This window comes from Burkholderia sp. Bp9140 (assembly GCF_003853425.1).
Lineage (GTDB): Bacteria > Pseudomonadota > Gammaproteobacteria > Burkholderiales > Burkholderiaceae > Burkholderia.
In genome coordinates this window covers 77,612-95,068 of the sequence record NZ_QTPQ01000030.1, presented here as the reverse complement: position 1 = coordinate 95,068, position 17,457 = coordinate 77,612, and the positions used below count along the sequence as shown (strand labels likewise).

At 68.5% G+C, this 17,457-nt stretch carries 12 protein-coding genes and 1 tRNA gene; 4 read left to right on the top strand and 9 right to left on the bottom strand.

The window, feature by feature from the left end; all coding sequences use genetic code 11:
• Positions 1-10 precede the first annotated feature (10 nt).
• Entirely contained in the window at positions 11-1,120 is a 1,110-nt protein-coding gene (locus tag DIE21_RS24300) for a class II histone deacetylase (protein ID WP_124500098.1), read from the top strand.
• Positions 1,121-1,221: 101 nt separating this feature from the next.
• Entirely contained in the window at positions 1,222-1,452 is a 231-nt protein-coding gene (locus DIE21_RS24295; RefSeq protein ID WP_124500097.1) for a hypothetical protein, read from the top strand.
• Between the two features lie 343 nt (positions 1,453-1,795).
• Here DIE21_RS24295 and DIE21_RS24290 read toward each other — a convergent pair whose 3' ends face one another.
• From DIE21_RS24290 to bcsD, 6 genes are read right to left on the bottom strand one after another with little or no spacing between them, the layout of a single operon-like run.
• Positions 1,796-6,253 (bottom strand): cellulose synthase subunit BcsC-related outer membrane protein, encoded by a 4,458-nt coding sequence (locus DIE21_RS24290; RefSeq protein ID WP_124500096.1) that lies wholly within the window; start codon positions 6,251-6,253, stop codon positions 1,796-1,798.
• A gap of 1 nt (position 6,254) precedes the next feature.
• Positions 6,255-8,738: a cellulose biosynthesis cyclic di-GMP-binding regulatory protein BcsB gene (bcsB, locus tag DIE21_RS24285; RefSeq protein WP_409364648.1), complete on the bottom strand. Its 2,484-nt coding sequence runs from the start codon at positions 8,736-8,738 to the stop codon at positions 6,255-6,257.
• A 16-nt stretch (positions 8,739-8,754) separates the two neighbouring features.
• On the bottom strand, positions 8,755-10,932 hold the full coding sequence (gene bcsA / locus DIE21_RS24280) for a UDP-forming cellulose synthase catalytic subunit (protein ID WP_124500095.1): 2,178 nt from the start codon (positions 10,930-10,932) through the stop codon (positions 8,755-8,757).
• On the bottom strand, positions 10,929-11,708 hold the full coding sequence (gene bcsQ / locus DIE21_RS24275; RefSeq protein WP_124500094.1) for a cellulose biosynthesis protein BcsQ: 780 nt from the start codon (positions 11,706-11,708) through the stop codon (positions 10,929-10,931). Before bcsQ ends, bcsA begins: the two co-directional genes overlap by 4 nt.
• Positions 11,705-12,124, bottom strand: a complete 420-nt coding sequence (gene bcsP / locus DIE21_RS24270) for a cellulose biosynthesis protein BcsP (protein WP_124500093.1) — start codon at positions 12,122-12,124, stop codon at positions 11,705-11,707. Before bcsP ends, bcsQ begins: the two co-directional genes overlap by 4 nt.
• Positions 12,125-12,169: 45 nt before the next feature.
• Positions 12,170-12,625: a cellulose biosynthesis protein BcsD gene (gene bcsD, locus DIE21_RS24265; RefSeq protein WP_124500112.1), complete on the bottom strand. Its 456-nt coding sequence runs from the start codon at positions 12,623-12,625 to the stop codon at positions 12,170-12,172.
• 239 nt (positions 12,626-12,864) lie between these two features.
• Between bcsD and DIE21_RS24260 the strand changes: the two genes are divergently transcribed.
• The gene (locus tag DIE21_RS24260; protein ID WP_124500092.1) at positions 12,865-13,197 is read left to right on the top strand and encodes a hypothetical protein; all 333 of its coding nucleotides are present in this window, start codon (positions 12,865-12,867) and stop codon (positions 13,195-13,197) included.
• Positions 13,198-13,454: 257 nt separating this feature from the next.
• Here the strand turns inward: DIE21_RS24260 and DIE21_RS24255 are convergent.
• Positions 13,455-13,541, bottom strand: a tRNA-Leu gene (locus DIE21_RS24255).
• Between the two features lie 236 nt (positions 13,542-13,777).
• Here DIE21_RS24255 and hpnD point away from each other — a divergent pair.
• Positions 13,778-14,611 (top strand): presqualene diphosphate synthase HpnD, encoded by an 834-nt coding sequence (hpnD, locus tag DIE21_RS24250; RefSeq protein ID WP_124500091.1) that lies wholly within the window; start codon positions 13,778-13,780, stop codon positions 14,609-14,611.
• Between the two features lie 25 nt (positions 14,612-14,636).
• On the opposite strand, the gene DIE21_RS24245 is transcribed toward hpnD, so the two are convergent.
• Positions 14,637-15,860 (bottom strand): DUF1501 domain-containing protein, encoded by a 1,224-nt coding sequence (locus DIE21_RS24245; RefSeq protein WP_124500090.1) that lies wholly within the window; start codon positions 15,858-15,860, stop codon positions 14,637-14,639.
• 67 nt (positions 15,861-15,927) lie between these two features.
• On the bottom strand, positions 15,928-17,430 hold the full coding sequence (locus DIE21_RS24240) for a DUF1800 family protein (RefSeq protein ID WP_124500089.1): 1,503 nt from the start codon (positions 17,428-17,430) through the stop codon (positions 15,928-15,930).
• Positions 17,431-17,457 lie beyond the last annotated feature (27 nt).

The following is a 17,457-nucleotide window of genomic DNA, read 5'->3' as shown; positions in this document are numbered from 1 at the left end:
AAGCCCACCCATGAATCGCACTGCCTTCTTCACCGACGAACGCACCTTCTGGCACACCGGCGGCACGCACGCGCTGTTCTTCCCGGTCGGCGGCTGGGTCCAGCCGCCGTCGAGCGCCGGTTACGCGGAATCGCCCGATTCGAAACGCCGCTTCCTATCGCTCGTGCAGGCGTCGGGCCTTGCCGCCCACCTCGACATGCGCGGCGCCGCGCCGGCCACCACCGGCGATCTGCTGCGCATCCATCCGGCAAGCTATCTCGACGCGTTCCGCGCGCTCAGCGATGCGCACGGCGGCGACCTCGGCGATCTCGCGCCGTTCGGCAACGGTAGCTACGAAATCGCCGCGCTGTCCGCAGGCCTCGCGATCGCGGCGGTCGACACCGTCGTCGCCGAGCATGCGGTCAACGCGTTCTCGCTGTCGCGACCGCCCGGCCATCACTGCCTGCGCGATCGCCCGATGGGCTTCTGCCTGCTCGCGAACATCCCGATCGCGATCGAGGCCGCGCGCGCGAAGCACGGCATCGATCGCGTCGCGGTGCTCGACTGGGACGTGCATCACGGCAACGGCACGCAGTCGATCTATTACGACGATCCGGACACGCTGACGATCTCGCTGCATCAGGACCGCTGCTTTCCGCCCGGCTACAGCGGCAGCGGCGATCGCGGCGAAGGCGCGGGCGTCGGTGCGAACCTGAACGTGCCGTTGCTCGCGGGCAGCGGCGACGACGCGTATCGCCATGCCTTCGCGCGCATCGTGCTGCCGGCGCTGGAGCGGTTCCGGCCCGAGTTGATCGTCGTTGCGAGCGGCCTCGACGCGAGCGCGGTCGATCCGCTCGCGCGCATGCAGCTGCATACCGACAGCTACCGGTTCATGACGCGTGCGGTGAAGGAAGCGGCGCAGCGCCACTGCGGCGGGCGGCTCGTGATCGTCCATGAAGGCGGCTATTCGGAGGCGTACGTGCCGTTCTGCGGACTCGCGATCGTCGAGGAGCTGGCCGGCATGCGCACCGATGTCGCGGATCCGATGCTCGACCTCGCGCTCGCGCAGCAGCCGGGCGAGCGGTTCGTCGCGTTCCAGCGCGAACTGCTCGACGAACTGGCGGCGTCGTTCGGGTTGTAACGCGCGCTCACCGACAATACCGGGCCGGCATGCGCAGGCCCTTGCGCGATCGGTGCGGATGGGGTCTCCTGTGCTTTTACACCTGCCAGGCCCCTCTTCAGATGAAATCCTCTCCGCGCGAACCCGACACCAACGAGAAAGCGCGCCGCCAGCCGTCGAAGCTGGCGCTGAATATCGCCGCCGTGCTGGTCGGCCTCATCACGTTCGCGATCGGCGCGGCGTGGTTGATCTATAGCTGGATCGTCGATCGCGAAGCGCAGTATTTCGCGATTCCGCTGGTGTTTTCGGTGCCGGTGATCGTCGCGGTCGCGGTGCGGAGTTTCTGGGATTAGACGCGTCTGAAACGACAAAGCGCCGCGGTCGGGCCACGACCCCGGGTTAGACAACCCGCGAATCTGAAAAGTATTGCTCATACGATACGTAAGCGATTAGCCGCCCCATCCCCTCGCCGAGGGCCGAGGTTTGCGCGCCACGGCCTGATCAGCGATGCGACCATGTTCGGCATCGACAATGACATTTTCCGCGCGACGTTCGGCTTCTGTATCGGCGTCGCACTGTTCCGCATCAACGACGGGCCGACCAACCTCTGAACGGATCCGCCAGCATGCGTATGCGCGAGGATGGCGTCGTGCACTGCATATCGCATCGAACCGCCACGACTCCATGCGAATCCGGTCAGTCGGCTTCCGCGAGATACGGCGACGTGAACGCGCGCGGCGGAAACGGCGACACGCCGACTTGTGGCGTGAAGCTGTAACGGAGATAGACGGCCGCCGTCCACTCGCGATACTGATAAGCGTTGCCGAACGAGGCAGTCCCGCCGACGGCAAGCTGCGGGGCGACCTGGTATTCGCCGCGCGCGGCGAGCGAATAGGCAATGCCGGTCTTGCTGCGTGCCGGATACACGGCCCCCGGGTCGAGCCCCACCGCTTGACTGGTGGCTGCGTTCGCCGCCGCTTGCGCCTGCATGCCGGGATCGAGCGGGAAATACGGCACCGCGTTCTGCCGGTAATGCTGCACACCGAACGAACCGTTCAGATCGTAGGCAAAGGCACCCGTTCGCCCCGCATACTCGACCGGTATGTTCAGGATCACATACTGCTGCGGACTGAAATAGCCACCCTGGCCGTACGTGAAATATGACTGGTTCTTGCCGAAGCGCATCCACGTCGCATTGATGCCCACGGTAAGCGTCCGGTCGGCGTCGCGAAACAGGCGCGTATAGGCGCCGCCGCTCCCCTTGCCGGCGAAGTTCCGTTCCACGTGATGGCCGTCGTAGTAGTCGAACGCGCCCGCGACATACGCGCCGCTGGTGCCGTCGTCCCAGCTCAGCGCGCCGCGCGCGCCGCTGCGCGTCACGCCGCCCCATTTGAGGCCGGCACCCGCATCGCGCGCGCCCGCGAACGACAGCAGGCTGTCGGTCACCGCGCGGCGCGTGACGGCCAGCGAATAGGCGGCCCGATCGGTTATGGCACCGTTGTAGCGCACGCCGCCAACCATATCCTGGTAAGGGAACCCGACCGGCGTCGCGCCGATATCGACCTTCAATTGCTTGCCTTCGTAGCCTGCGGAGAGACCGACGCCGCTCGCCGTCTGGGAACCCGGCGAGCCGCCGCCGGGCGCCGCTGCGAGCCCCGCGCCGAACCGGGCGAGGGTCGGCACATCGGTGGCCGAGTTGGCGCCGTCGAGCATGACGGGGGTGGCGGTCACGACGATGTGGCCGTTGCCCGCCTTGATACGCCCTTCGAGCGGCGCCTCGATATCGGTGAGGCCCGACAGCCCTGCTTCGCCCGTACGGTTTCGGAACACGAGGCCGCCGGTCGCCGTACTGGCCTGCTCGCGGTTCACCTGGGCAAGCTCCGACGCGACATCGAGCATCTGTCCGCCGGCGTCCGCGCCCGCATCCGGCCGCGGCGACCGGGCCGCGGTCGCACTTTGCGCATAGCCGGCCGGCGGTTGCGGGATATAGCGAGGCGACGCATCGGGCTGCCCGTATGCCAGCGAAGGAGCGGACGACCGCGCGGAGGGAGCCTTCGCGCCGCCGCGCGACGGCCGGCTCGCCCTGGCGGAGGGCGTGGATGCCATCGGCGACGCGCTCGTCGCCGCAGCGCGCGACGCCGGCGACATCGGCCATGGCGTGGCGACGTAGCCGGCGCAGTCATCGTTCGAATCGGCCTGCGACACGCATCCCGCGGACGTCCCCGCCGGCGGTACGTCGGCGGCAGGCTCCCGATAGGGCCGATAGCGCCGCGCGATCGCAGGCCCACCCGATTCGCCCGCGCCAGCGCTCTCCTGGCCGTAACCGCCGGGATCGCGCGCGACTGGCTGCAGCGGCATGGCGGACGGCACCATGTGCGCCTCCGGCATGGCGGACGGTGTGACGTAGGTCGCGGGCGGCGCGGGCGGCATCGTATAGGGCACGGTCGGGGCAGAAGAAGACGGGGTGGACCAGGAAGGCATGCCCGGCAGCGGCGGTACCGCGGCGCCGGAGCCGGTCGACGGACGCACGACGTCGACGGCGGTCTTGCCTTCGAACGGATTGGTACCGGGCAGCGGGTTCGCGCCGATGCGCCGCATCGCGTCCTCCCAACCGCGCGGAACGTTCGACCGCGCCGGCTTGCTGCTCGGGGGCGGCGTATTGGCGGTCAGCAGCGCACGCTGCAGATACTGCGCGGCGAGCGAAAGATTCCCCTCCGCGCGATACAGGCGGCCCGTCGCGGCAAGCAGCCCTGCGTCGTCGGGCGCAATACGCAGCGCGGTGGCCGCGAACGCTTCGCCGTCGCGCCATGCCTTCGCGCCGCTCGCCGCATAGATCGCCGCGACCAGCAATCCCGTATCGTCGGGCCGGCGGGCCAGGGCGACCCGATAGCATTTCAGCGCGTTCGGCGCGTCGCCGGCCGACGTATACAGCCGCGCAAGCGCGGTCTGGAGTTCCGGGCTGTCGGGCATCGCGGCCAGCCACGGTGCGATGACGGCGTAGCCGCCGGCGAGGTCGCCTGCCTGGCGTACCGCATCGGCCTGGCGCACGACGATTTCGAGGTTCAGGCGTTCGAAGTCGCCGCGCTGCGCGGGCGACAGCGGCATCGCGGCGAGCCGGCGCATCGCGTCGCCCAGAAGCGCATCGTCGCGCACGGTCAGCAGAATCCGCGCATATTGCAGCAGCACGTCGGCGTTGCCCGGTTCCCGGGCCAGCGCACGCTGCACGATCCAGAGCGCACGCGACGTGTCGCCGGCTTGCGCATAGCCCGCCGACAGCTGCGCCGCGAGCGCCGGCACCGCCTGACCGATTCCCTCCGCATCGTGCAGCACGCCGAGCGCCTGCGCACGGCGGCCCTCGCGCGCCATCCGTGTCGCGAGTGCAACCTGCTGGCCGACCCAGAGGCGGTGCTGCAACGTCGTCATCGCCGTCGTGCGTTGCGCGGGCGCGATGCGCTCGAGCCGCTGCAGCCCGATGCTCCAGTCCTGCGTCTGCTCGGCCAGCAGCGCGCCGGCATAGAGCGCGTCGGGCATGTCGGGTCGCTCGGCCAGCAATCCGTCCATCACGCTGCGAGCCGACGCGAGCGCGCCTTGCCGCACGTACACGCGTGCCAGATCCAGCCGCAGCCACGGATCGTCCGGGCTGCCCGCGAGCGCATCCTCGAACAGACTGCGCGCCGCGCCCAGGTCGCCGCGCGCTTCGGCCTGCCGCGCCTGCGCCGCCTCGGCCGTGCGACGCAGCCGGTCGAGGCCGCCGGCCTTCGATTGCTGCTCGGCGCTCAGTTGCGTCGCGAACTGCAATGCTTCGTCGCCGCGCCCCTGCGCGGCCAGCGCGCCGACCATGCCGCGTATCGCGTCCGGATTGTCGGACTGACGCCGCAGCGCCATCCGGTACGCCTGCTCGGCGCCACGCGCATCGCGATGCTCCAGCAGCGCGTCGCCCAGCAGCACCTGCGCGGTGACGTTCGACGGATCGGCAAGAATCGCGCGCTCGAACAGCGCTTTCGCCTGTGCGAAGTCGCCGTTGCTTTGCGCGCCCAGTGCCTCGCTCGTGTAGGCCCAGTATGTCGCGCTGCCCAGCGCCGATCGCCAGCGCGCCGCATTCCCGCCTCGCGACGCGCGCTCCAGATCGCTTCGCGCCTGCGCAAAGCGCTCCTGCTTCAGTTCGACGATGCCGCGACCGCCCAGCGCGTCGCTGTCGTTCGGCAACGTGTCGAGCACGCCGTCGAAGCGGGCCCGCGCCGCGTCGAGATCGCCGCGCTGGAGTGCCGCGAAGCCGTCCTCGATCGCGCGGCCGCGCGCTTCGTTCGACGCGCCTCGCTGATCGCCCTCGCGCCCGGTTTGATCCTGTCGCACCATGCTGTCGTAGCGCGCCTTGACCGGCGGATCGTCGGGCACCCGCTTCAGGTAGGCGAGATAGCGCGCCTGATCCGACGGCCTTGCCGCGAGCCAGAGCAGCGCCTGGCGCCAGCTCTGGCGCGCCTCTTTCCCGACTTTCCCGTCGGCGGACAACTGCTCGAGCCGCGCGATGCCGTCGCGGCGCGTCGCGTCACGATAGGTCAGGTGTTGCGCATACGCGAGCGCGTAGCGCGGATCGTCGGGGTTGTCGCGCGCGAGACGTTCCAGGCCGCGCCGCGCTTCATTCCATCCGCTCGGCGTGGCCGCGAGCGCCTGGAAGTACTCGAGCTGCAGTGCCGGCGACGACGGCGCGCCTTGCAGCGCGTGCTGATACTGTCGCGCGGCCAGCGCGCTCTGCCCCGTTTGCGCGAGGCGGCGGGCATCGCTGATCTCGCCGTCCCGCACGCTCGCGTCGCCCAGGCGTCGGCCAAGCTCGTCGATCCGCGCAAAGCCGGGCGCGATACGGCGCAACTGTTCCAGGTAGCGGCGCGCGCCGTCGACATCGTGGCGATCGGCGAGCACCATGCCCATGCCGAACAGCGCGTCGGGCTGATCCGGATCGACGCCCAGCACCTTCTGCCAGGCCTGTGCCGCGAGGTCGCCTCGACCGTGCGCCTGCCAGTATCGGCCCTGCTCGACGAGCACCTTCAGCGCGTCGCTGCCGGCAGCAGCCGCGTGCGGCAGGGCCAGCGCGAGCAGGAGACTCGCGATACCGCCCGCGCGGGCGGCGCCGAGCCCGCGTAACCGTCGGTTTCGCATGTCACTCCTTCAGCCGGCGCGCCGCACGCCCACGCAGCAAACGATAGAAGAGCGCCGCCGCGACAAACGCTGCCAGCACGCTGAACAGCGCAAGCAGCAGCGGACGCTCCGACAGGACCCAGCGCAGGTACGTGATTGGCGGCAGCGCACCGACGTGGTACGACGTTGCGTCCGACGTTACCGAGACGGTGCGATCGCGAATCACGACCATCGCGCCCTGGATCGACGTGAGCATGTCGTCGTCGAGCAGTGCGCGGCCGAGCACCTCGTCCGCATGCCCAGTCGCGCTGATCAACGCGACGGCGCTGCGCGTCTTGCGCAACGGCGACTCGAATCCGGCCATCAGCGCGCTCGTGCCGTCCGAGACGATCGAGAGGCCGGCCCGCACGCGCTCACGCTCGGCGCCAGGCGACTGCGCCGCCTCGGCGCGGCCGAAGATGCCGCGGTCCTGATCCGTGCCGAACGGCATGCGCGCCGCCCAGCGGGTCAGCAGAGGCTGGGTATCGGGCGCACCGAGAATCAGCAGGTCCTTGGACGCGAACGCACCGACGCCGCCGGCGTCCGTCACCGTCACACCGCTGACCGGATAGCCCGTCGACACGCCCATGCGGCCCATCGCGAGCAGGTACAGGCCGTAGACGTCCGGGGTCGGCTCGGCCGGAAGCACGACGGCCGTGTCCGACAGGTCGGCCATCCGCGTGAACGGAAAACCGCTGTTTGCGAACGCGGCGAGGTCGGGCAGCGCCTTGTAGTGCGGAAACGACGACACATCGATCGTCGAGTCCGGATCGATCGAACCCGCGACGTTCTGCAGCAGCCGCCCCGTGCATTTGCCCAGATCCGGGATCTCGTAGAAGAAGTGCAGCTGCAATTGCGTGCGCGGCGTGAGCAGCAGCGGCGGCACGTGGAGCGTCGCGCGGTCGATACCGCTACCGACGAATGGCAGGAAGCGACTCACGCTCCAGCGGGATGTTTCCCCCGCCGGGATCGGCAGCGCCTTCACGAACGCGTCGCCGACGCTCAGGTTGAGCGACGAACGGTCCGCGCGCAGCGTCGGCGTGTATCGATAACGCAGGTCGATCGGCGCGCCGCGCGTATTCCACGTGAACAGATCGGGGGCCACGCGCAAGTCGATCCGAACGGCGCCCGCGTCGTATCCGGACACGCTGAGCGCACGTCCCTCGAGCAGCTCACCGATCCGCACCGGGCGGGTCGACGGCAGCCAGTTCGGCGCGTCGTACGGCACGCGCGGCGCGACGTTCGCGGGTCGGCTCACCGTGGCATGCGTGCCCGCTAGCGTCTTGCTGCCGAGCGCGAGCGCAAGCGCGGCAACCTTCACTTCGCCCGGCGTTCGACCGAGCACCAGCAAGAGCTGACCCTGGGCAGGCGCCTGCCGCTCGGCGATGGCCAGCGTCGGTCCGTCGATTGCCGGCACCGTCACGCCGTCCAGACGATCGTCGGCCGTCGCGAACACCACTGCGTTGCCCGATTCGGGCAGGCCGCCGGGCCGGGCCGGAAACCGCGCGCCGCGATACGCGGCCAGCGCGCCGAACCACGAAGCGACGATGCCCGCCGCTTCCAGCGTCTCCCGCGGCGGTCGCGCGGCGAATACGAAAGGCAGTTCGAGCCGCCGTACGTCCCGCGAATCGAAGAACGGCGCGGGCAGGACGCCAAGCTCCGGCCGTTCGGGCAGCGCCGCATAGGTCAGGTCGAGCCGGCTCGCGTTGCTCACCGTTGCCCACAGCGAGGAGCTGGCTGGATTCTCGCAACCGTTCGTGTAATGACCGATCAGCTGAACATTGAGATGGTTGTATTCGGTGACGAAGCGCGGATCGATCAACACGTCGCGTGCAACCGTCATCCCGCCTTGAGCGGCCGGCAGCGGCAGCGTCGCCGCCACTTCGCCGTTGACGAGCACCTTGAGCTGCGACAGATCCGGCAGCAGCGCGGGCGAGTAGCTGTAGATCAGATGCAGCGTCGCGCCCGTGACGACCTCGTCGCGACGGACCGAGAACGCGATGCCGTTCTGGCCGTCCGTGCCCCGCAACTGCAGGGGATCGCGCGCCCCGAGAGCCGCGAACGTCAGTGCCTGGCGCCGGCCGCCGGGCACGCGCGCGCCGGGTTCAGCCGTGGTCGGCAGCCCGCCGGAGCGGCGGCGCTCGGCGTCGGCCGCCGGAACCGGCTCGGCGAGCAGCGTCGGCCGCGCCGTGGCGAGCCCGACGGGAACGGCCGGCGACGGCGGCGCCACGTCGCCCGACGACATCGCGCCATCCGCCGCCCGCACCGTGCCCGGCGCCTGCATCTCGGTGGCCGATGCCCCGTTGCCCGATGCGATGCCGCTCGCGATGGCCCAGAGCAGGACTGACAGCATCCTGCGCGGCACGCGCGCATCCCAGCCGACACGAGCAGAAACCGCGGCAACCGCGCCCTGCGAAATGCACGCCTCGCGGCGCGTGCTGCCGCGCTGTCGCGACGCCCACGTCATTCTTTCCGCCATCACGTTAATTTTTGTCGTTGTTTCGACCGCCGCGCCCGAGCATGCGCATGTCCGCATACAGGCGTGCGGTTACGCGAAAGAAGCCGTGCACGCCGACCTTCGCGAGATGCAGGAACGCACGCGGCGGCGAATCGGGCCGGCGGCCGTCCGTCCAGTCGATCCATGCGTCCGCGCGTGCAAAAGTCGAACTGACGAGATCGAACTCCTGCTGTTGCGACAGGCTCTCGAACCGGACGCCGGCACGTCCTGGTTCGACATATTCGATCGTCGCGGGAAATGCGTACTCGTCGGCACCGCGAAACAGCGACACCGTCACCGCTTCGCCGCCCGGAATGCGCGCATCGTCGGGGACTGCCACGCCGATGCCGCCCTCCGAGTAGTCACGCGTTTCGCATGCCAGTGTCCGGCCGTTCCCAAAGCGCAGCATGACCGGAATGCGTGCCGCGACGCGATGAGAAATGCGTACCTGCCGGCGTTCGTTCGCCGCCGCGACGGCGAGGCCCAGAATCAGGATGTTGTAGGTCGTCCACGCCAGGTTGAACGCCGTCGTCTGGACTTCGCTGCCGACGTGGCGGTTGAGCGACAGGTTCAGGGCGCCTATCGCGAGGCCGATCACGTTCAGGATCACCAGGATCAGGTACGGTTTCGACACGGCCCAATCGAAGTAGCCGCGGTCGATTTTCCCGCCCTTGGCCGTCACGTTGAACTTGCCCAGCCGCGGATTGACCAGCGCGAGCAACGTCGGCAACGCGATGTACGACGCCAGCACGGCCTCGTACACTTCGGCCCAGAACGAATGCCGGAACCGGCTCTGCATCCGCGAGTTCGTCACGTTCGCGTGTACGACGTGTGGCAGCGCATAGAGTGCCAGCGTCGTCGCGGAAGCATGGATCACGTGCGCGTCGAAGAACAGGAACGACAACGGCGCGGTCAGGAACACGAGCCGCGGGATGCCGTAGAAAAAATGCATCATCGCGTTCAGGTAGCAGAGCCGCTGGCCCAGCGTCAGCCCGCGCCCGAACAACGGGTTGTCGATGCGGAATATCTGCGTCATGCCGCGCGCCCAGCGGATCCGCTGGCCAATGTGTCCGGTCAGGCTCTCGGTGGCGAGCCCCGCCGCCTGCGGTATCGCAAGATAGGCGGTCGTATAGCCGCGGCGATGCAGCTTGAGCGCGGTGTGCGCGTCCTCGGTCACCGTCTCCGTCGCGATGCCGCCGATCTCCTCCACCATCGAGCGGCGCAGCAGCGCGCACGACCCGCAGAAAAACGTCGCGTTCCAGAGATCGTTGCCGTCCTGCACCAGCCCATAGAACAATTCGCCTTCGTTCGGCACCTCCCTGAAAATGCCGAGGTTTCTCTCGAACGGGTCCGGCGAAAAGAAATGATGCGGCGTCTGGAGCATGGATAGCTTGGGATCCCGAATGAACCAGCCGAGACCAATCTGCAGGAACGATCGCGTCGGCACATGATCGCAATCGAAGATCGCGACGTATTCCCCGTCGGTGATCTTCAACGCTTCGTTGAGGTTGCCGGCCTTCGCATGGCGATTGTGATCGCGGGTCGTCCAGCGCACGCCGACCGATTCGCAAAACGCACGGAATTCCGGGCGACGCCCGTCGTCCAGCACGTGGATCGACAGCTTGTCGGCCGGGTAATCCAGCGCGAGCGCGGCATAGATGGTCGGCTTGACGACGCTCAACGGTTCGTTGTACGTCGGAATGAACACGTCGACGCTCGGCCAATGCGCGCGCGACGCAGGCAACGGCAACGGCTTGCGCCCGAGCGGCCACGCGGTCTGGAAGTAGCCGAGGAGCAGCACCGCCGCCGCATAGACTTCGGCAGCCACGAGCAGCGTGCCCCACACCGCGTCGAGCGGATGCAGCCACACCAGGGTGTCGGACAGCCTCCAGTACATGTACCGGCCGGTGGCCGCCACCGACAGCACGATCATGACGAGCGTCGCGTAGCGGCCGCCCAGGCGCCGGACCACCAGCGAACAGGCGATGCAGCAGGTGGCGAACACGAGTTGCCCGATATTGTCGAGCGGCACGGTACATACGAAGTACAGCGCCAGCAGTGCGCATGCCGCCACCGGCAGCACGACGAACCAGCCGCTCCCGGGCAGCGCGTCAACGAACCGATCGACCGCCGAGGGTTGCGCAGCCTCCCCGCGGGCGCTCAAGCGACGCTCCGCGCAGTGTCACGCCGCTCGAGCGCGCGCTCGAGCCACGCGCCGCACGCGTTCAGATCGGCAGCCGCCTGCGAACGCGGATCGTAGCGATTCACGGTGGTCCGGCACGCGAGCGATTCCGCGACCCCTTCATCCGCGTGGATCACGCCGCCGAACCGTGCCGCGCCGAGGCTGTCGCACAGCACGCGCAGCACATCGCGGCCCAGTTCGCGAGACTGATCGACCTGATTGACCACATAGCCGTCGCCCACGAAATCCGCACGAGTCGCGGCATAGGCGTCGAGCATCCGCCGCATCTGCGGGATCGACGCGTACGATGCCGCATCGGCAAGCACGACATTGAGCACGAAATGCGCGGCCGTCAGCGCGGCACGCATGTAGACCGAGGTGCCCGGCGGCGTATCGAGGATCACGATGTCGTCGTCGCCGAGCCCGAGCGCCGCGAGCCCGCGCGCGAGCCACGACGGATCGCGGTCCAGCAGTCGCTCGAAGCGACGCTGATCCGTTTCGCTTACCACGCCGAACGGCATGACCGTGATCCCGTCGACGACCGCGGCCGGCCAGCTCAGCCCGTTCAGCGCGGCGTCGGCGAGCCCTTCGGTCATCTCGAGCGGCACGCCGAAATGCAGCTTCAGCGCATTCTGCGGATCGAGATCCACCACGCTCACGCGCCGCCGCCGCGACGCCGCCATCACGGCCGCGAGGTTCGCCGCCAGCGTCGTCTTTCCGACGCCGCCCTTTGCCGAGGCAATCGCGACAATCTTCATGAACGGCCCGTCCACAGCGACGGCTTCTTGGGCCCCTCGCCCGTCGCCCCGGTTCGCAGCCGCTCGAACAACCGGACCAGCGGCTCCGACGGCCCTTGCGTGCGCGCACTGTCCGATGCCGCCGGTCTGCCGACCAGTTTCTTCAGCGGGCCCGGGGGGTGATCTCGTCTATCGGCATCCGGCGCAAGCGCCGAATGCGGGTCCGTCATCACGATATTGCTCAGGCTCTGCCCGTTGTCCGGCGCCCCCGAGTCCGGTTGCCCATGCGGATCGCTCTCGCGCAGTTCGACGCCGTCGAGCAACGGCCAGCGCGCGCGCGCCGCTTCGGCATCCGCCTCGGCACGTACTTCCTGATAGCGTCCGGCATCACCGCCAAAACGCTTGAACAACGATTCGATATCCCGTGAGGTCGACATAACGTGCCCATTTGTTATCGCGGAAATTCCGGTCGACCGGGCCGCTCAGTTCCGTGCCCGCGCAACGCGCAGTTCGATTCGCGAGTCGTCCGGCGGCGCAATGTCCTGCACCACGCGCAGACCGGTCGCGCCGACGCTGTCGAACCAGCCCTGATACGCGCCTTGCAAAAAGGCCGAGGACCACGCGAGATGGTCATTGCCGAGCGCGCGCAACGGCGCGGCGTAATGGACGATGCGCAGGAATTCGTGTTCGTCGGACAGTTCGGCATAACCCCACTGCATGTCGCGCCAGCGCGCGTTCAATGCATCCGTGAGATCGTCCGTCGACGCGCAGGGGCCAAGCGGATGCGCAGCCGCAAAGCGCATGCCGACGCGTGCCATCAACTGCCTCAACTCGTCTCGATCGAGCTGATCGGTGAATTCGCCGGCCAGTGCCTCCAGGAATCCGCGCCATTGGTGCGACACCTGGCGCTCGAGAAGATGCTCCAACATTCCCTGCATGGACGACGGATCCCCGGTGAAAGACAAGTGTCGCCGTGACCGCATCGTGCGTTTCGCGTGCGGACATCTTGGCAACAGCGTTTTTGCGCATCGTATCGAATCCGGGGAGTCGAATGGAGTTCGATACCTAGCCGAAAAACGCCAAACTATCGGACATAACCGACAGTTGGCGGGAGCGGCCCCGGCGGTCGCCGAACGCGATCGTCAGCGAACCGGCAACCTGATATCAGGCCGCGTTCGTGCGCGACGTGACGCATGAAACGATGGCAAGGCGCCGTATCCGGCGCGGCCGGGCGAAGATTCTGTTGAAGTTCGTGGATTCCGCCAATGGTGACGGTTCGAGCGCCAATCGTGCCCGTGAGCGGGAATCCGTGAAGGGGGAGGCAGTTTTTTCGGGGGCGCTATACGCAATACAACGCAACGACGAGTGCGCTGCAAACAACGTACTCAATGCCCTGAGCCTTCTCATGGCGGCTCTCAAGAAGCTCACGGTCGTTGCCCCGTCCGCACGCGTTAACTTGCCCTTCAACGAGAGCACGCGCACTGCCATCGAGCAGTACCGCAGCTTCTAGCTCTCGGTGTACGGTGAAAGCTTCTAGCGTGGTGAACTGGTGGAGCAGCGGCTAACCGCACGGTTTGACCAGGACCGCGACTTCAGTGCGTATGTCGACGACCTGAGCGCTGCACCGAAAGCGAGCGTCAAAAAGCAAGTCGCGGGGAACGCCGGCGACACGCCGGCCGAGGCGGCTCCGACATTGGCGCTCGCGGCATCGTCTCTGCCAAAGGCAAAAAGGCCACGCACCTTGCGGTACGTGACCTTTTTCTTTGGTGGTGCGTGAGGCCGGACTCGAACCGGCACACCCTTGCGGGCGTCAGGACCTAAACCTGGTGCGTCTACCAATTTCGCCACTCACGCGTATTGTCCGTCGCCTGACCGCGCGGCACGCAAGATGCGTGCTCCACGCGCCGGGGCTTCATGCCGGCCCGAAAACCGGCACACCCGATCAGGCGAGCGCGAGATTCTACCCGATCTGCGCAGCATTGTCTCGCCCCGCCGGCGCACGCCGGACAGCGGTGCTAGAATGCCGCGCTCGACGTGCCGGCCACGCGCCGGCGCGCGCTCCCGAACCCGCCTCCGCCACGATCCCACCCGTGAACTTCGACGACTATTGTCAGCAAAAGGCCGCCCCCGCGGGCTCCAGCGTCTACTATGCGCTGCGCCAGGCGCCGCTCGCGGCCGAACCGCGCCTGACCGCCCTGTTCGCGCTGCGCCGCGAACTCGAGGAAACCGTGAAGGAAACCAGCGATCCGACCGTCGGACATACGAAGCTCGCGTGGTGGCACAAGGAACTCGCGGCGCTCGCCGCCGGCGAACCGTCGCACCCGGTCACGAAGGCGCTCGCGCGGCATCACCCGGCGATCGCGACCGAAGAAGACGCGCTGCGCACGCTCGTCAACGGTTACGGGATGGATCTCGAACAGGCGCGCTACCTGGATTTCACGAACCTGCAGCGCTACATCGCGCAGGTCGGCGGCACCTTCGCGTCGCTGGTCGCGCGCGCGAGCGCCGCGAACCCGGCCGACCCGCAGCCGTGGGCCGCGGATGCCGGCCGCGCGCTGATGCTCGCGCAATTCGTGCAGGAGCTCGGCAACGATGCGCGTCACGGCCGCATCTATCTGCCGATCGACGAACTGCAACGCTACAACGTGACCGCGGCCGACCTGCTGAACCGCCGCTACAGCCCGGCCTTCACCGAACTGCTGCAGTTTCAGACGGCCCGCGCGCGCGAAGCGCTCGCCGCCGCCGAAGCGGCGATCCCCGGACCCGAGCGCCGCGCGCAGCGCACGCTGCGTGCGCAGATCGCACTGGCCGGCGCGCTGCTCGACGAAATCGAGCGCGACGGCTACCAGGTGCTGCACCAGCGCATCGCGCTGACGCCGATCCGCAAGCTGTGGATCGCGTGGCGCGCCGCCCGCCGCCGCTGACCCGCAGCGCAACGCGCGTCCGACATCACGCCTTCAGCAGCGGCAGCGTGTCGAAGCGCTGCTGCAGCACGTGTGTCGCATCGAGCCCCCACCACGGCCCGAGCACGGTCGCATAAAGCTGGCGAAAGTCGATCGCGACCGGCAGGTTGCCGTTGCCATCCAGGTGCCCGAGCGCGGGCGCCGCACCGTACAACCCGCCGGCCACGCGGCCGCCCATCACGAAATGCGGCGCGGCGGTGCCGTGATCGGTGCCGTTGCTCTGGTTCTCGCGCACGCGCCGCCCGAATTCCGCATACGTCATCACGAGCGTCTGGTTCCAGCGTCCGAGCTCGATCAGCGCGCCGCGCATCGCACTCATCCCTTCCGCGAACTGCTTGAGCAGCGCAGCCTGCTGTCCCGGCTGGTTCTGGTGCGTGTCGAACCCGTTGAGCGTGAGCCGCAGCACCGCGACGCCGTCCTGCGCGCCGGGCCCCGACGCTTCGCATGCCGCGAGCACCTGCATCGCGGTCTTCACCGACGTCCCGAACGTACCAGCCGGAAAGGCCGTCCTGAACTCGCGCATCCCGCCGCGCGGGCGCAGCCGGTCGGCCGCCTTCACGATGTCGTTCTCGACGTCGATGATGTGCGCGAGCGCCGGATTCCGTTCGCGCAGCGACGACGGCTCGGCCAGCCGCGCCGCGCGGATGAACTGCGCGGGATTGACGAGCGCGATCGCGCGCGCGCCGTTCGCGAGCGGCCCCATCTCCGCGCTGCCGAGCACGACGCCGTCTGCCGCGAAACCGGGCGGCACCGGCGCCTGCGCGAACGTGCGCGTGAGCCAGCCTTCGTGCAGGTACTGGTCCGAGCGTGACGCGGTATCCCAGATCTCGATCGAACGGAAATGCGACAGGTTCGGCTGCGGATAGCCGACGCCCTGCACGATCGCGACCTGCCCGTCGCGCCACAGCGGCATCAGCGGCGCGAGCGACGGGTGCAGCCCCGTATGCGCATCGAGCTGCAGCACCTGGTCGCGCTTGATGCCGATGCTGCGGCGGAACGGGTAGTAGAGCGGATCCGCATACGGCACCACCGTGTTGAGGCCGTCGTTGCCGCCCTTCAGCTCGACCAGGATCAACACGTTCGCATAGCCGGCCTCCGGCCGCCGCTCCGCCGCGGCCATCGCTATCGCCGCCTGCACGGGCGGCTGCCACAACGACACGCCCGCCGCGGCCGCGGCGCCCGTCAGCGTCAGAAAATCACGTCGGTTCATCGTGCATCCTTCGGTTCGCCGTGCGGCATGGCCACCGCTGCAGCGCGCCTGTTCGTCGTTGTTTCAGTCATTTCAGTTGATAGGCCGGATCCATCAACAGCGCCTCGAGATACGCGCTGCCGGTCGAGTCCGTATCGATCGCCGCGACCGGCGACACCGGCAGCACCGCGTGCTGCAGTTGAAGCTCGGTCGACAATCCGGCGATCGCCTGCGGCCGCGCACGATACTGCGCGAGCCAGCGTTCGAGGTCGAATCGCAGGCCGCCGCGCGCGGGCTTGCCCTTCGCGCCGGGCAAGCCCGCACCGGACGCGGTGTCCGCAACCGGCATCGCATGCGCACGGGCATTCGGCGACGGCGCCGCCATCGCATGCGCGGGTGCACGCATGCCGGCCGTCTCGGTCGCGCGGAACAACTGCTCGACGAACTGCTTGCGCGCGAGCAGCGTGGTGCTGTTGATCCACATCGCGCCGCCCGGCCAGCCCTTCACGTTCGGCGGATAGAACAGGTTCTGCCCGAGCGTGCGCACGGTGTCCGCGAGCGTCTGCGGATCGCCGTACGCGACGTCGAACAGCCGCACCGACCCGACGACGAACTCGGCCGGCGACTTGACGAGCACACCGCGATTGCGCGGGTCCCAGAACGCGTCGGTCGACCATAGCGCGGCGAGCGCCGCGCGGATGTCGTAGCCGCTCGCGCGAAACCGTTCGGCCACGACATCGAGCGCGCCAACCTCGGGCGTATCGGCCACGAACTCGCGCCACAGCCTGCCCGCGATGAAGCGCGCGGTGTCGGGCCGCTTCAGCAGGATGTCGAGAAACCCGTCGCCGTCGAACGCGCCGGTCTCGCCGAGTATCGTCTTGTCGCCCGCGTCGTGCCATTCGGGCCGCACCGCGAAGCGCAGCGTATCGGGATCGACGCTCCAGCCGGTCATCGCGCGCGCGGCTTCGGTCACGTCGTGTTGCGTGTAATGCCCTTCGCCGAGCGTGAACAGCTCCATCGCCTCGCGCGCGAAATTCTCGTTCGGACGCCCCTTGCGGTTGCTGGCGCCGTCGAGATACTGGAGCATCGCAGGATCCTTCGCGACCGCATGCAGCAGCGCGCCGAAGTTGCCGAGCGCCTCGCGGCGAAACAGCGCATTCTGCGCGGCCATCGTCTGGGGGTACGGAACCTTGTCCTGCCCGGACGTGAAGTGCCCGTGCCAGAACAGCGTCATGCGCTCGGTGAGCGGCGACGGCGTCGCGACCATCTCGTTGACCCACGCCGCGCGCAACGCATCGTAGCGGCGATTGCGTTCGCGCTGCTCGTCGCGCCGCATGTCCGGCGTCAGCGCCTGACGCTGCGCGCGCGTCGGCGGCAACTCGGCGAGCCAGTCGGGCCACGCCGTCACGGGCTCGCGGCGCACGTTGCCGAGCGTATCGGCGACGACTTGCGCACGCGTCATGCCGACGATGCGGGCGACCTCGGCCGGTGCGGGAGAAAAGCCGGTACGGCTCAGGAAGAACAGCGCATCGTCGGCGTCGAGTGGCGCCTGCATCGCGGGCGATGCCGGGGCGGCAGCGTTCGCTTTCATCGTGGACTCCCGGAACGCACCGGCGGT

What these genes read in the sequence shown, in the direction of transcription:
- bcsB (WP_409364648.1), bottom strand. Translation starts at nt 8,738, where the DNA reads ATGACGTGGGCGTCGCGACAGCGCGGCAGCACGCGCCGCGAGGCGTGC.
- DIE21_RS24290 (WP_124500096.1), bottom strand. Translation starts at nt 6,253, where the DNA reads ATGCGAAACCGACGGTTACGCGGGCTCGGCGCCGCCCGCGCGGGCGGT.
- DIE21_RS24300 (WP_124500098.1), top strand. Translation starts at nt 11, where the DNA reads ATGAATCGCACTGCCTTCTTCACCGACGAACGCACCTTCTGGCACACC.
- bcsP (WP_124500093.1), bottom strand. Translation starts at nt 12,124, where the DNA reads ATGTCGACCTCACGGGATATCGAATCGTTGTTCAAGCGTTTTGGCGGT.
- bcsQ (WP_124500094.1), bottom strand. Translation starts at nt 11,708, where the DNA reads ATGAAGATTGTCGCGATTGCCTCGGCAAAGGGCGGCGTCGGAAAGACG.
- DIE21_RS24295 (WP_124500097.1), top strand. Translation starts at nt 1,222, where the DNA reads ATGAAATCCTCTCCGCGCGAACCCGACACCAACGAGAAAGCGCGCCGC.
- DIE21_RS24245 (WP_124500090.1), bottom strand. Translation starts at nt 15,860, where the DNA reads ATGAACCGACGTGATTTTCTGACGCTGACGGGCGCCGCGGCCGCGGCG.
- bcsD (WP_124500112.1), bottom strand. Translation starts at nt 12,625, where the DNA reads ATGCAGGGAATGTTGGAGCATCTTCTCGAGCGCCAGGTGTCGCACCAA.
- DIE21_RS24240 (WP_124500089.1), bottom strand. Translation starts at nt 17,430, where the DNA reads ATGAAAGCGAACGCTGCCGCCCCGGCATCGCCCGCGATGCAGGCGCCA.